The following is a 14718-nucleotide window of genomic DNA, read 5'->3' as shown; positions in this document are numbered from 1 at the left end:
ATGACGTATAGTAAACATCGATGCGTTACTTTTGAAAAGTAGCTACCGAACTCGAGCAGGTGTTTACTGGCTATTCACTAGGAATCCACTAAACACCTAAAAAACGAAATTATACCGATATGACTGTCTAACATGCAATTATTAACTCAGGTTAATTCATTATCAACAGAACCTAAGCCACTACATCAAGAGAGTTATGTAATTTGAATAAGTCATTAGTTGCAAAAGATATTATCAGCAAGGGGTCGAAATGGCTGATTTTGCTCCTTGTGGCTTTTGCCCCACTAGTCAACGCCGCGAAGGAGCAGCCAGCAATAGATATTTCGATTATCGATATTGACGGACAATGGCAAGTTGAAGCTAAGATGCAGATTCAGTTGTCTGCTGTCGATTTTATTAAGCTATTAGATAGTGCGCCAAAAAATTGCTCTTGGATGCACAATTGCAAGTCGGTTACCCTTCTCAAAAAATCAGAAGAAAATGTCAGAGAAATTCAAACACGATTCGACAGTCCTTGGCCTTTTAGTGACCGCTTGATGCTGACCAAATCGGTGATTGAGTATAATCAAGACCATTCGGAAGTAGCAGTATACGTGAGTGAGTCCGGTTTGCTACCATCAGCAGATGAACTGAATAATACGGTACTAGTAAAAAACCCCAAAGGCACATGGCGGGTATCACGAGTAGGCGAGCACTATGAATTAAGTTATATCGGTTCAGCCGACGCAGATATTGCTATTCCAGCATTTTTGCTAAAACATACCTTGTTAAGTGCCACACAAAAAACCTTCGAAAATATCTATCGCTTATCACTAAGTAAAATAAAGGATGCGCAGTAAAATGAGTAGGCAGAAAATCAGCAAAACAACAATGGCTCGCTTAATTTGTGTAGCGTCTTTTTTGTTGTTTTTACAAGCCTGCCAACGCCATCAAACCCTACCAAATGCTTTAGAGAATTATAGCGACCGAATGTACAAGGTTTTGGAGCTTGAACAAAAAAACATCCCAACAACGGCAACATTAGCATTTCAAGACAAGATAGCTTTGGCTATCGACGTTCCTGAGTTAAATATTAAAATGCGAGAGTTTTATGCGATCGAAGGTTGTGCGATCAAACAGTTGATTGCAGAACGCAACACAGCACTGGGTAAAATTCAATTACCCTCGGTTCGTCTTGGTTACGAATGGACGCTCATTGATCTTTTGCGAAAGTGTATTGACAGCAATGTAAATTCAGAAAACAAGACGCTCGCTGTGAAAATGCGCGACTGGCTTTCGCAAAAACAAGCAATATTTCCATTGATATGGTCGAACATGCTGACACAGAGCGACGAATTTTACCTGGGTATAAGCTCATCTGCCGGATTTATTGATGGTAATGAGAACGACAACTTTACTGACGGCCTATTTGATTTAAAAAATTTGATTGGCATAAAAGAAGACCCGGCCGCTAATATTGCTTCAATGGAAGCGAGCTTAAAGTCTATCCAACAACACCGCATTTATGCTCGACTTTGGCGCTCTCAATTATTATTACGTGACTATCTTCAGCAAATGACAATTGACATATCAGTTTGGGCATCGACATTTACGTGTGAAACTCGCAAAGACAAGGAAAAGTTAGCCATTATTAGGAATGTATTTACACTATTTTTTATCGATGAAATACAGGGCATTGGCGCGCAAATGAATCAATATCATTATGCTCTGAAGCCTGAGTTTTTGAAACTTATTGATGACAATCACCTGCCCCACAACTTTACATCAACCGTCGAGCAATATAGTCAATTAGGATTCGATGACTACCAAAATGCAATGCTAGCTCATATTGAGATGTGGCAGGATATTTTTAAAAAATGTGACTAGGCGTGCTGAATTTATCGGTATAAACACTAAACTACATGAAGTTTAGGTACATACGCCCGAGGGAATATTGTCAATTTACACGCAAAGATAGATTGCCTTGACTCGCGAGCCTTGCTCTTCAAACGTTACATCGTCGCAAAGCTGATTGACTAGCTGTAAACCTCTTCCAGTGTACGCTCGTTTGCTTTCGTCGGTCATTGAAAGACTTTTAGTGACACCTACAACATCAAATCCTTCACCACTATCTTTAACGTTAATCACCATTTTGCCACCTACCGTTGAAGTGAAATACTTCAATGATATGTCAACAAATCCCTTCTTCATGTCGCGCAGTCTTTTCTCGCGCTCATTAAAATATAAAACAAAACCTTCTTCAGCGCTTTTTAATGTAGAACTTAAGCCCAAAACCCCATGATCAAGCGCATTAACAAATAACTCAGTTAAGATTACATTTAAACTTTGCCACTGTTGCGCAGCACCCTCAATTCCATTGACTTGATTCATGATAATGGGTATCGGGTTAACATGCCTTAAACGCTCAGCAGACAACCTTAATTGCCATTCCCACGCGGGGTTTTGCTCTGATAAACATTCATCCTCAGAATTTAAAACTGAATTATTGATACTGCTATGTGTGATATTAGCGTCGTCCCAGCCACCACATGGAATGTCGATTAATGAGATATCATCGCTTTGAGGAGTTGATCCACAAAACAATTTTATTTCTTTCATTACCGTTTTTGCCACATCCCCGTTTTTTACACCCACCGCAGCAGCACTTTCGAATCTAAAATAATCAAACATCTCACCAGCACTATTTTTTGCTTCAATAATACCGTCACTTATTAACACGATACGATCTGCTTTTTTTATTGAGGTTATGGTGAGTTTTGAATTAGGCAATAACTCAGAAAGAATACCTAAGGGAGGGTGACATGAAGCTACCTTATGTTTTATTTGCGCATTTTCGTCAAAAATATAAGCATCCGGTAAACCAGCATTGAATATATATGCCGTCTTTTGATGGTTGGAAATGGTAAGCAAAGTGGCAGCTAAAAACAAATCTCTTGGCAGCAAACTATGTAACTGACGATTCACTTGAGATATTATTTCGAACAATGAGAAACCTTTACTTGTCATTGCTCTAAAGGTTTCAGATAACGGAACGGCGCCAATCGTAGATCGTAAGCCATGCCCGGTGAAATCGCCAAGTAATATATTAATATCGCCATTAGGCGCTTGAGCCGTTAAATGAATATCGCCACTAAATACATCTGCAGCTTGCTTCACTATACAAATTTTATCCGTGCCAAAATTTTTCGATTCAATAACACCTGACATTAAGTTTTCTGCTATCTCAGCATCTTTTTGCTGCTCTTCTTGTAACAGTTTTACTCTATGATATAGGTCACTTGTACGCTGAATGGATTTTATCTTTGCTTTGAAGACGTCATAAGAAAATGGCCAAACCAGTATGCCATCGCCGCCTGCCTCAACGCTGTCGATAAACGCTTTATCGGAATTGTCAGCCGTAATAAAAACAATCGGAATTGCGTTTTCACTGTGATATGACTTAATTTTTCTGCATGCATCAAAACCATTCATGACAGGCATATTAATATTCATTAATATTAAGTCAGGTTGGTGTTCCAAACACATTTCAATTGCAAGAGCCCCATTACTAGCAATCACTACGTCGTAGCCCTCACTGGCCAAAAAGGCACAGAGAATTTGGCACTGTACTCTTGAATCATCTACAACTAGAGCAAGTTTCATATCGTTAGCTAGTGCTGAATCGTCAATAGTTTATCAAATTGGGCTATCTCTAATATCTGATTTACCATCGCACTGGGTTTAAGAATAATGAGCTCACCTGAAAGCTCATCGGCATGATCTTTTAACAAGAGAATCATGCCCAACGCAGAGCTGTCCATGTAGTCAGCCTTACTTAAATCTAAGGTGATTCTAATGCCCTTAATATCAACCTCACTGTAGGCGTCTCTGAAGCTTTGGTATTGAGAAAATTCAAAGCTTTCATGGATAGCAATCGTCAATACTTTTTTATCGTCTGAAAGATGCGTTTTAACTGTCACTTTATTTCCACCCCATTATTAAAATAACTCAATGTCGCCTTCATCCATAGAATCTTGACTGACGCTGCGATGTTCACTATCATTTTTGCTTTTGACTATTATTTCCTGGCACCGATTTCTCAAGCTATCAATTTGTTCTTGCGTGTGCGCTTCGTTTTGATTGCAAAATTCATCAAGGTTTTCGTTTACCTGACGAATACTGCTTGTATTACTTTTTAGCGAATTGAGGGATTGATAAGTTAAATCGTCAAATTGCAAAGAGCGAATGCCTAAGGCTGCCGCATTGGCTATTTGCGGTGAAAGACTAGAAAGCTCCTGAACCTTCGCTTTACCATCCTCATTCGCACTTTCAATATGTCTTACCATTACTCCTATATGCTCTTTCGCTTGCAATATAGGGGTCATGTCAGCAGAGGCAATTTCTTCTACCGCCTCTCTTAGCTTACTTATTGTACCTTTTGCTAGGTTAATCTCTCTGCGAATATTTTCATTTAATTCCGTTGAATTAACAGAAAGTGATCTTACTTCATTTGCCACTACCGCAAAGCCACGACCGGCATCACCCGCCCTCGCTGCCTCGATCGCTGCATTTAACGCCAATAGGTTGGTTTGAGATGCAATATTTTCTACTTGTTCTAGCAAAGCAAACACACTATCAAACTGTTTCACCATTTGGTCAGTAAACGCCATCGTTTGAAGACTTTGCTTACTCGTATTCACAATGACACTCACAAAGTTGTCTAAGGTTCTATTCGATTCTTGAACAAAATCAGCCAGCGTAGTGCCTTTACCATCACCAATACTTTGACTTTGCGCTATTAATTCTGAAATCATCACTTGTTGATCTTCACTGAGTTGCTGCAAGTTTTTAAAACAGTCAGAAATGCCTAAAACAGCATCACCGACCAAATCACTCGTGCGATCGATTTCATTATCTATTATTTGAACTTCGTGTTCGTAGAACGCCTGTAAATCCTGAATGATGGGTACCATTGAAGATATATGACTTACTTTATCCTGAGGTTTTATCTGGTTCGCGTTATCAGATGTTTGCTTATGCTGCAAAAATAATAGCGCGAGCAGAGCAAGGGAAATTAAAATGGTCAGAAAAGCAACGTCAAATAAAATTGCATTCACTAACAACAAGATAATTAAGCCAAAGCTTGTCCGAAACATAATAATTTTATCAATATTCATCATTTTTCTTCTTCATCTCCGCTTTATTTAATGATGCAAAGTTAACTAGGCTGTTTGCTATATTATCTAAAGGAAGCTCTTCGCAGTGTGCGTTAAGCGCATAAGCTTTGCCTGGCATACCCCATATCAAACTACTGCTCTTATCTTGAATTAACGTCCGAGCTCCTGACTCTTTCAAATTCAACATACCTTGTGCCCCATCTCTTCCCATCCCGGTTAATAAAACCGCCTGAACATTGTCGGCAAACGGAATGAGTGAATCGAATAAAACGTCTACTGACGGCTTATGCCGACTAACTTCAGCTGAATCTTCTAAAGTACAAAAAAGTCCCGCGCCTCTTTTCACTACTTTTAAATGCATATCTCCGGGCGCAATATAAGCGTGGCCCGTCTTGATTTTTTGTCCATGTTGAGCCTCAAAAACCGTTATTTTACAACAGCTATCAAGGCGCTCAGCAAAACGACCACTAAAGGATTTAGGAATATGCTGAGTGATGACAATAGGAGGAGAGTTTTCGGGTAAATTTATCAGTACTTTTTTGATTGCTTCCGTCCCTCCTGTAGAGGCTCCAATCGCGATCAAATGATCCGCTCTTTTTACACCGTTAAAGCGCAAAACTTGATTTTCGGTTTTACCGGCTAGCGCATTGGAGAGCTTGAAATTTCTTTGCTCAATAGTTACCCCTTGCTTGATTTTTCGTACCAAGGTTTGTTTAAAACTATTTTTAGTCGCGAGTAACTCTGCCACGCTGGGTTTTGCAATGAAGTCGACAGCCCCTATTTCTAAAGCCTCCAAAGTGATATCGGCACCTTTAGTCGTTAGCGTCGATAGCATTATTACCGGCATTGGCCTTAATCGCATTAAGTTTTTTAGAAACGTGATCCCGTCCATATTTGGCATTTCAACGTCAAGCGTCAGAACGTCTGGATTAAGTTTTTTAATTAAGTCGCGCGCAATAATGGGATCTTCAGCTTCACCGACTACTTCAATGTCGAGCTCATCCTTTAGGGTGTCTTTAACGATGTTACGTATTACCGATGAATCGTCGACAACTAATACGGTTATTTTTCTCAAATTCTATCCCACCCTTTTGCCACGTTAAAATAATTCAACTTCGCCATCAACGTTATCTTTTTCAATATTTTTAGAATAATCCTTCTCTCTCTGTGCAATGGTATCATTCTGTAAATTGTATAGTTTTTTAACGAAAGCTCTTCCTCCCGTTGGCTCAAAAATCACTTTCCTTGGGTACAAATCACCTACATCAGTAGTATCAATTGTGATGTTTTCCATTTGTAAATAATGCATCGCAAAATCAATATTGCGCTTTCCTACATCCGTCATTTGGTTTAACACTTTTCCGCCGCCAAAGACTTTTGCCAATAAATTCTCTCGCTTTCCACCATTTTTTAATATCACGTTAATCAGGTGTTCCATAGCAAAATTACCGTACCGCGTGGCATCTGAGGCAATGCCTCGTTTACCCCAATTCACTTCATGTGCCTTTTTATCCGTTAAGGGCAACATAAAGTGATTCATACCACCTATATTTGCCTCTTTATCCCAGATACACGCCGAGATGCAAGAACCCAGAGTCGTAGCGATTGTGACGTTGTCTCGTGTCATATAAAACTCACCAGGTAAAATTTTGGCGACGACAACCTGCCTACTTCTATCCCAATAATGATTGACATGACTGAATTCCGGCAGGCATCGAGAGATGCATCGCTGCACTTCTATACTTTTATTCCGTTCCACAGTGATTAACCTGCCGCAACTTGGTCACAAACTTCAGGCTTTCTAAAAATAGTCCGTCCACCGTTAGAAAAGTATTTTTGATAGGCGCCTAAGTTCTCGCTGTGCCCTAATATTAATAAGCCACCTGGTTTTATGTATTCGTAATACCTCGCAAATAACTCTTGTTGCGTCGGTTTGTCGAAGTAAATAATCACATTGCGGCAAAAAATCACGTCAAAAAGCCCAGTCATTGGCCAATCATGTAACAAATTTAACTGTTTAAACGTGATTAAATCTCGTAACTTTTTGCTCACCTTAATATTCTTACTATTGCTGCCCGTTCCTTTAATAAAATACCGTTGTTGTATCTCCTTTGGCAAATCATCAATGCGACTTTGGTCATAAATACCTTCAGCAGCTTTAGCTAGTACGTTGCTATCAATATCAGTTGCAAGAATCTTAACATCCCATTCTTGCAACTGAGCTTCCATAGACTCTAGCAATGTAACCGCGATGCTATATGGTTCCTCGCCAGTAGAGCATGCTGAAGACCAGATCCTGATAGACTTCTTTTGCTCTCGTGATTTTTTTTGTTGAGAAAGTATTTTTGGTATTTCATGCGCTTGTAAATAATCAAAATGATGCTTTTCTCTAAAAAAACTGGTCAGATTGGTTGTGATCGCATTAATAAAATAATTCTCTTCCTCATCGGGTTTTGTCTGCAATAAATGGCAGTAGTCACTAAAGCTATTTAGTTTGCGCTCTCTGATAATGCGCGAGAAACGGCGATAAACCATCTCTCGCTTACTTTCATTGAGTAATATTCCTGTTTTAGTATGAACATATTCACAAACAAACTTAAATTCCTTGCTCGATAAACTATGATCTTCGTGACGCTCATCAGCCATTGCATTCAACCTTCCAAATAATTAAAGACAAATATTTCAGCATTCACTAGAACTCTTTCCACTCGTCATCCGGTTTTGTTGCACGACGTGCTGGTTGACTACGTGGCGCTGGCGCTGCTGTGTTTGACGCTTTTCTTACTGGTGCTGATCTTGCTGGCGCTTGTCTTGATGCTGCTCGGCTATTAACCGCTTGAGTCTCTTGCTCTCCATTTTTGAAGAAGCTAATTTGTTCCAATAAGCCTTGTGCTTGCTCTTCCATTGATTTGCTTGATGCTGAGGCTTCCTCAACTAACGCGGCATTTTGCTGCGTCATTTCATCCATCTGACTAACGGCTTCACTCACTTCACCGATACCTGCCGACTGCTCTTTACCTGCGCTATCAATGTCTTGTAGCATTTTGCCTACTTCGGCAATGGCACTGACAAGTTCAGTAAAAGTTTGGCCTGTAGCGTCAACCAGTTTAGTCCCTTGACCGACGGCTTCAACGCTGTCATTTATGAGTCCTTTGATTTCTTTCGCTGCACCTGCAGAACGTTGCGCTAAGTTGCGAACTTCTGCTGCAACAACCGCAAAGCCTCTTCCTTGCTCACCCGCTCTTGCTGCTTCTACCGCTGCGTTAAGCGCTAACAAATTAGTTTGGAATGCAATTTCATCGATAACACTGATAATATCTGCAATTTTCTTGCTCGACTTATTAATATCACTCATTGCTTCGATAGCATTTTTAACAACCTCACCGCCATTAGTTGCTTTCTCCATTACACCAGAAGAAAGTTTACTAGCTTCAGTCGTGTTTTCGGCATTCTGCTGCACTGTACTCGTAAGCTCCTCCATCGCTGAAGCAGTTTCTTCAAGACTTGATGCTTGTGTTTCAGTGCGCTGGCTTAATTCATTGTTACCTTCAGCAATCTCTCTTGCTGCATCAAACACATTTGTTGATGCGTTGCGAATTTCTTCAACCATGTTGCCAAGATTTTCGATAGAACCATTCATTGCTTCGGCCAGAAGCAAGAACTGCCCACCGTATTTACTGTCCATACTCTGCGTTAAATCACCATCAGCTAATGCTTGAGCAATATTAATGGCGTCGTTAATCGGTTCAACAATGGCTTCCATCAACTCATTTATATTATTACCCAGTTGTAACATAAAGCCGCTGTACTGTGATGTTTCGATACGACGGTCTAACTCACCGCTGATCGCAGCAGTAATTAAGCCTTCAACTTGAGCTTGAGCGTCTTTCTCCTCAGTCAAATCTAACCACTGGACTGCGGTCCCAACATGAGTTTGGTTTTCGTCTTTGAGTGCAATTGCAATTAACTGGAAAGTTAAGCTAGCAACCTTAATTTCACTAGTAAAAGGTAAGTTGGCGACGTTCCCAAGTATGTTGCGCTGATGAGATGGATCTTTATGAAAACTATCGAAATTGCTACCAACTATAGTGGCTACCGAAAAAGCAGGTAAAACTGACCTTAACTCTGTCTCTCTGCGCGCCAACATTTTAATCACAGCCGGATTACAATATACGATATTGCCGTCTGTATCTGCCATCATAAGGTTAGTCGTCATACCCTCTACTGCGGAAGACAAACGCCCAACTTCAGTTGCTTTTGTGCGCGCATCCGTTACATCTTGCCACTCAAGCGAGTTACCTATGTAGTTGCCTGAGGCGTCTAATATTGCACTTACATTTAGTGAAAATGTTAAATGCGCAACTTTTATATCGGTGCTCCATGGTAAATTATTGACATCATCAAGAAGCTTGCGTTGATGTGCCGGATTTTTATGAAACATATCAATGCAGGCACCTAGTACTTTCTCTTTATTTGCACTAAAGCCAGGAAACACCTTTGCAAATGTAGCTTCATTGTTTTGGAGAAGAGATAAACTAGCGGCATTGACATAGGTGATAATAAAATCACGGTCTACCATCATGATTGGTGTTGCCGATTGATCTAAAGCTCCTTGCAGCTGCACCGCTTTATTTTCTTGCATACGGGTTTCGGTAACATTTTGCCACTCAAGAGAATTGCCTATGTAGTTGCCTGATGCATCTAATATTGCCGTGACATTAAGAGAGAACGTTAGGTGCGCAACATTTATATCGGTGCTCCATGGTAAATTATTGACATCATCAAGAAGCTTTCGTTGATGTGCTGGATTTTTGTGGAACATATCAATGCAGGCGCCTAATACTTTCTCTTTGTCAGCACTAAAGCCTGGGTAAACTTTTACAAAAGTTTCCTCATTACTCTTCAGCAACTTCAAAGTAGCAGCGTTCACATAGGTAATAATGAAGTCACGGTCTACCATCATAATTGGTGTTGCGGATTGATCCAAAGCCCCTTGAAGGCGCACGGCTAAGTCATTGTTAGTGTTTTTAGTATCCATGATTTCTTTATTACCTTTGTTGTCTAATTCTGTTTTTTTCGCGGGTGCTGTCGCTGCATCGGCTGCAACAATCATAGTGTCTGCCAATGTTTTATAAACCGCTGTCCACGCTCTTTTTACTGTTGTTGTATATTCATCACCTAAACCGGTTTCAACAGTTTTTAGCAATGCGGCTCCAACAGTGCTGTAGTGTTCAGGTTTAACACCATAGCTCACATGGCGTTCCCCTAGCTTTTGCACTGCTGGAATCAGTTTATCTGGGTCATCAAGTAATTTTATTGCAGCATCAAGCATCGACATCAGCTTGTTACCTTGCTCAACCATATCGCCTTTGAACATAGGTTTAAGCGATGGGTCCATTTCAAATAGTGTTTCATAAAAGATTTTCGCTGCTTGAGGCGCGATTGGCTTAAGTTTTTGCCAACTTTTTTGAACTACAATACTCTGTTTTATTGTCATCGCCGTATTCCTATCTTGTTTGCGGTAAGCTGAATGTTCATCTCGCTGCTACTGTTATTCTGATACATTTTTTTCAAGTGGCCTCGGCTCGGTGACAAATAACTCATCCTCATTCAATAAGGTTTGTGTATCGAGCAAAATAATCAGTTTTTCTTCAATGTTAGCGATACCTTTTAGGAAACAGCTATCAATTTTGTTACCAAACGATGGCGCTTTCCGAATTGCATTTGTAGAAAATTTATAAACTTCAGAGACTGCATCAACAATAATCCCAACAACCATGGGTTTTATTTTCTCTTGAGTGCGTAAAATAATAGTGACTGTATTTTCGTTATAATCTAATGAACTTTGGCCAAAACGCAGACGTAAATCGATGATTGGAATAATCACACCTCGCAGATTGATAACGCCTTTTAGATAGTTAGGTTTATTAGGCAATTCTGTGACTTGACTGCATACCCTTATTTCTTGCACACATAAAATGTCGACGCCATATTCTTCGCCTTGCAGCATAAAGGTAAGATACTCTTGCTCTAATTCAGACATGTCTAATTCACCTAATCTACTTTGTGTTTTTCAATGAGCTGCAATGTTTCGACGTTCAACAAAGTAACTACTTTTGTACCTACATTTATCAAGCCATCTATGTAAGCTTGGGGAACACAGCCACCAAAATAAGGTGATTTTTTAATCTCATTATCTTCTGCATTCAGCACATCAGATACAGCGTCAACCACAAAACCAATTGTTCTAGTGTGCTCATCAAGTTCCACTGTCAATACAATGACTACAGTGAATTCATTGTAGATTGCATCGCAAACTTTAAACTTTAAACGTAAGTCAATAATCGGCACAATAATGCCGCGCATATTAATAACACCCTTGACATATTTCGGCGCATTGGGAATAACTGTCGGTTGCTCCCAACTTCTTATTTCTTCCACACATAAAATATCAACGGCGTACTGCTCATCTCCTAACAAGAATGTTAGGTATTGCTTACCGCTCGTAATAAAGTCAATTCCCTCTAACGAATATTCTCCTTCCGCGGGAATATCTTTGGCCAACGCTTGTATATCCATTAAACCAATGCTCCATCAAGAGTATGTTCGTTTTGCTTTTCTTGTGCTCTTTCTATCGCCATTTCTATCATGCCTGGGACATCAATGATCATGGCAACCGACCCATCACCTAAAATAGTGGCTCCGGAAATCCCCTCAACTTGTTGATAATTATCCTTCAAGCTTTTTATAACAACCTGTTGCTGAGCCAATAAATCATCAACCATCAAACCAACTTTTTGACCATCAGCCTCGACCACAACTAATAGTGCGTTATTGACGTCTTTAGTATCGGCGGGTAAATCGAACAATTGGTATATTGGGATAACGGGCACATTGTCTTCCCGCAATCGGTAAAGGGTCATATCCCCAGAAACTTTATTAATAAACTCGGCTTTAGCCTGCAACGATTCAACAATAGTGATGAGCGGAATAATATATACTTCGGTACCAACACGGACTAGTTGTCCATCTAATATGGCTAGCGTTAACGGTAAGTTAACTTTAAACTTACTGCCTTTGCCGGGCTCCGACTCAACTTGAATTCTTCCCCCTAGCGATTGAATATTTCTTTTGACCACGTCCATGCCAACGCCGCGTCCAGAAATATCACTTATTTCTTTTGCCGTTGAAAAGCCTGGCTCAAACAGTAAATCAAATACTTGGCTATCGCTTAGTGTGGCATTGCTATCTACCAAGCCTTTTTCAATGGCTTTGCTCAAAACGGCTTCTCGATTAATACCACCACCATCATCACTAATTTCAATGATGATGTTTCCGCCTTGATGATAAGCATCTAATGTAATAGTGCCTGACTTAGGTTTACCGTTTGCTACGCGAATATCTGAAGATTCAATACCATGGTCAACCGCATTTCTGACTAGGTGCACTAAGGGGTCACCAATTTGCTCCATGACGGTTTTATCAAGTTCTGTTTGCTCACCTCTTATTACCAAGTTCATCTCTTTACCCGTTTTAATTGATAAATCATGCACTAAACGAGGAAAGCGGTTAAAGGCGAAACTAATAGGCAACATGCGAATTTTCATCACACTTTCTTGCAGTTCTTTGGTGTTTTGCAGTAATTGGTCTAAGCCACTCTTTAGTTTTTCAAGCTTAGATATTTCAAAATCGTTGCCTAGTTCTGACAACATTGATTGGGTAATAACAAGCTCTCCCATTAAATTAATGAGCGAATCTACTTTATCAACCCCGACCCGAATAGAGCCTACATCTTGTTTTGATTTTGTTTTATTCTTATCTGACTTCTCGGCGGCTTGAACAGCATTTGCTGGTTTTTCAATGGCTGAAGCAATTGGGCTAATTGATAATTCGGAGTCGGATGTTGGTGCAATATCAGAACTGGCGTTCGGTTCAACAGGTTCAGGCGATAACTCAGTACTTACAATTTCTAATGTGCATTCATCCTCTACCCATTCAAAAACTTCTCGAATGTCTGCTTCACTAGCCTCTGAAATTAATGATAACTCCCAACTAATATACAGCTCTGTCGCATCCATTTCTGCTATCGGTGGAATCAGGTCAGTTTTTGCTTTTAAGGTCAATTCACCGAGATCTGCCAACGCATTAAATAACAATAAAGGGTCATTGCCGGTTTGCACCAAATGATGTTCTGGAATAAAGGTGATGTGCCAAATTTTTCCTGCTGGCTTTTTCGTATCCGTCTCAATATCGACCATTTCACTATCGCTAGATGGCGTTTTCATTTCTAAGGTCAGTTCTAAAAGGCGGGTAGTTTCACTTACTTTGTTTTCATCATAGTCAGCGTCATCTCTGGCTGCTTCAATCAATAGACGCATACAGTCAACGGCAACCAGCAATAATTCGGTATCTTTAGGCGTAATCTCTCGTCGACCGTCTCTGATCTCATCTAGCAAAGTTTCGACTAAATGGGTAAACTCTGTAACATTATTAAATCCAAAAGTGCCGGCCCCACCTTTTATAGAATGCGCAGCTCGAAAGATAGAATGAATGGTTTCATTGTCGCCTGCGTCTAAATTCAGCAAGCTTGACTCCATTAATTCAAGTCCTTCAAAGCTTTCTTCAAGAAAACTAGGAACAAATTGAGACAGATCGACACTCATAGCCTTACCTCACAACACGTTTTATAGTCGCCAGCAATTTCTCTGGGTTAAATGGCTTTACTAACCATCCCGTTGCGCCAGCAGCCTTGCCACGCATCTTCATTTCGGTCGAGCTTTCAGTCGTTAGCATGAGAATTGGAGTGAATTTGAAGCTGGGTAATTTGCGTAGCTCCTGACACAAAGTAATGCCATCCATATTAGGCATGTTTACGTCTGAAATAACTAAATCAAAGCTAGATGATTTTGCTTTTGTTAAGCCCTCAAGACCATCTTTCGCCTCTGCAGTTTCAAAGCCTGCACTTTTTAGAGTAAAACTCACCATGTCTCGGATTGAGTTAGAGTCATCTACAACCAAAATTTTGGTCATTGGTCTGTTCCCTTTTTACAAATTAAAATAAAATTAAAGAATCATTAAAGCCGCCGTGCTTTGAGTTAGCATATTTTGCGTTCACTAAAACGAGAAGCCTTTCATACCTAGCTGTTTGACACTCTGATAAATAATTGATGATGGCGTGTGCCAGATATAAGACTTTTTTTGCTTTGAAACATACATCAATGCGCTGAGCAGCAGCTGTATGCCCACCGTATCAATTCGATTAACTTCACTACCATCAAGAATGATTTCTTCATTGTCGTCAATGTACGCAATAAACTCTGACTTGAATTCAGATACTTCAGAAATCGTTAATTCGGCTGGCAATTTTAATATCGGATTTGGCTTCATACATCCTCATTTACATATATAATGCTAAGCGATAAGCCACTGAAATTTTTGTAGAAAGCAGTATCTTATTGCATACATTGGGACTCTAAAGAATGTATCGGAGTATTGCTGAAAAGGTTTAGGTTTTATTTACCTAACTTTATACCTATGTATAAAAAGCGTGATTCAAATCAAA

At 40.0% G+C, this 14718-nt stretch carries 14 protein-coding genes; 2 read left to right on the top strand and 12 right to left on the bottom strand.

Translation table 11 applies throughout. From position 1 onward, the window contains the following. Window positions 1-203: 203 nt before the first annotated feature. Window positions 204-839, top strand: a complete 636-nt coding sequence (locus GNIT_RS07910) for an SRPBCC family protein (protein WP_014108655.1) — start codon at window positions 204-206, stop codon at window positions 837-839. 1 nt (window position 840) lies between these two features. Next, on the top strand, window positions 841-1866 hold the full coding sequence (locus tag GNIT_RS07905; protein ID WP_014108654.1) for a DUF3080 domain-containing protein: 1026 nt from the start codon (window positions 841-843) through the stop codon (window positions 1864-1866). Between the two features lie 75 nt (window positions 1867-1941). Here the strand turns inward: GNIT_RS07905 and GNIT_RS07900 are convergent, their stop codons facing one another. From GNIT_RS07900 to GNIT_RS07845, 12 genes are all read right to left on the bottom strand, one after another. After that, window positions 1942-3642 carry a SpoIIE family protein phosphatase gene (locus GNIT_RS07900; RefSeq protein WP_014108653.1) on the bottom strand — a complete coding sequence of 567 codons (1701 nt, stop codon included), beginning with the start codon at window positions 3640-3642 and terminating at the stop codon, window positions 1942-1944. A gap of 8 nt (window positions 3643-3650) precedes the next feature. Then, window positions 3651-3959, bottom strand: a complete 309-nt coding sequence (locus GNIT_RS07895; RefSeq protein WP_014108652.1) for an STAS domain-containing protein — start codon at window positions 3957-3959, stop codon at window positions 3651-3653. A gap of 18 nt (window positions 3960-3977) precedes the next feature. After that, a complete protein-coding gene (locus tag GNIT_RS18480) occupies window positions 3978-5159 on the bottom strand; it encodes a methyl-accepting chemotaxis protein (protein ID WP_274377761.1) in 1182 nt (393 codons plus the stop codon). After that, window positions 5146-6231: a protein-glutamate methylesterase/protein-glutamine glutaminase gene (locus tag GNIT_RS07885; RefSeq protein WP_014108650.1), complete on the bottom strand. Its 1086-nt coding sequence runs from the start codon at window positions 6229-6231 to the stop codon at window positions 5146-5148. Before GNIT_RS07885 ends, GNIT_RS18480 begins: the two co-directional genes overlap by 14 nt. Window positions 6232-6255: 24 nt before the next feature. Further along, on the bottom strand, window positions 6256-6915 hold the full coding sequence (cheD, locus tag GNIT_RS07880; RefSeq protein WP_083822429.1) for a chemoreceptor glutamine deamidase CheD: 660 nt from the start codon (window positions 6913-6915) through the stop codon (window positions 6256-6258). A 5-nt stretch (window positions 6916-6920) separates the two neighbouring features. Next, window positions 6921-7802 carry a CheR family methyltransferase gene (locus GNIT_RS07875; RefSeq protein ID WP_014108648.1) on the bottom strand — a complete coding sequence of 294 codons (882 nt, stop codon included), beginning with the start codon at window positions 7800-7802 and terminating at the stop codon, window positions 6921-6923. A gap of 46 nt (window positions 7803-7848) precedes the next feature. Continuing rightward, complete coding sequence (locus tag GNIT_RS07870) at window positions 7849-10653, bottom strand: methyl-accepting chemotaxis protein (RefSeq protein ID WP_014108647.1); 2805 nt, start codon at window positions 10651-10653, stop codon at window positions 7849-7851. Window positions 10654-10707: 54 nt separating this feature from the next. Then, on the bottom strand, window positions 10708-11199 hold the full coding sequence (locus GNIT_RS07865; RefSeq protein WP_014108646.1) for a chemotaxis protein CheW: 492 nt from the start codon (window positions 11197-11199) through the stop codon (window positions 10708-10710). An 11-nt stretch (window positions 11200-11210) separates the two neighbouring features. Next, complete coding sequence (locus tag GNIT_RS07860) at window positions 11211-11735, bottom strand: chemotaxis protein CheW (RefSeq protein ID WP_014108645.1); 525 nt, start codon at window positions 11733-11735, stop codon at window positions 11211-11213. Then, window positions 11735-13819, bottom strand: coding sequence for a chemotaxis protein CheA (locus tag GNIT_RS07855; protein WP_014108644.1), 2085 nt, complete (start codon window positions 13817-13819; stop codon window positions 11735-11737). Before GNIT_RS07855 ends, GNIT_RS07860 begins: the two co-directional genes overlap by 1 nt. A gap of 4 nt (window positions 13820-13823) precedes the next feature. Then, complete coding sequence (locus GNIT_RS07850; protein WP_014108643.1) at window positions 13824-14186, bottom strand: response regulator; 363 nt, start codon at window positions 14184-14186, stop codon at window positions 13824-13826. Between the two features lie 84 nt (window positions 14187-14270). Then, on the bottom strand, window positions 14271-14543 hold the full coding sequence (locus GNIT_RS07845) for an STAS domain-containing protein (RefSeq protein WP_014108642.1): 273 nt from the start codon (window positions 14541-14543) through the stop codon (window positions 14271-14273). Between the last annotated feature and the right edge of the window lie 175 nt (window positions 14544-14718).

Origin of the sequence: Glaciecola nitratireducens FR1064 (assembly GCF_000226565.1) — a bacterium.
Classification (GTDB): Bacteria; Pseudomonadota; Gammaproteobacteria; order Enterobacterales; family Alteromonadaceae; genus Glaciecola; species Glaciecola nitratireducens.
Note: the sequence above shows the minus strand (reverse complement) of the source record. Positions and strands in the feature narration are given on the sequence as shown.

Bases quoted from the DNA above. Each gene is read 5' to 3' on its own strand.
- GNIT_RS07905 (WP_014108654.1), top strand. From the start codon at position 841: ATGAGTAGGCAGAAAATCAGCAAAACAACAATGGCTCGCTTAATTTGT.
- GNIT_RS07900 (WP_014108653.1), bottom strand. From the start codon at position 3,642: ATGAAACTTGCTCTAGTTGTAGATGATTCAAGAGTACAGTGCCAAATT.
- GNIT_RS18480 (WP_274377761.1), bottom strand. From the start codon at position 5,159: ATGATGAATATTGATAAAATTATTATGTTTCGGACAAGCTTTGGCTTA.
- GNIT_RS07875 (WP_014108648.1), bottom strand. From the start codon at position 7,802: ATGGCTGATGAGCGTCACGAAGATCATAGTTTATCGAGCAAGGAATTT.
- GNIT_RS07870 (WP_014108647.1), bottom strand. From the start codon at position 10,653: ATGACAATAAAACAGAGTATTGTAGTTCAAAAAAGTTGGCAAAAACTT.
- GNIT_RS07865 (WP_014108646.1), bottom strand. From the start codon at position 11,199: ATGTCTGAATTAGAGCAAGAGTATCTTACCTTTATGCTGCAAGGCGAA.
- GNIT_RS07860 (WP_014108645.1), bottom strand. From the start codon at position 11,735: ATGGATATACAAGCGTTGGCCAAAGATATTCCCGCGGAAGGAGAATAT.
- GNIT_RS07855 (WP_014108644.1), bottom strand. From the start codon at position 13,819: ATGAGTGTCGATCTGTCTCAATTTGTTCCTAGTTTTCTTGAAGAAAGC.
- GNIT_RS07850 (WP_014108643.1), bottom strand. From the start codon at position 14,186: ATGACCAAAATTTTGGTTGTAGATGACTCTAACTCAATCCGAGACATG.
- GNIT_RS07845 (WP_014108642.1), bottom strand. From the start codon at position 14,543: ATGAAGCCAAATCCGATATTAAAATTGCCAGCCGAATTAACGATTTCT.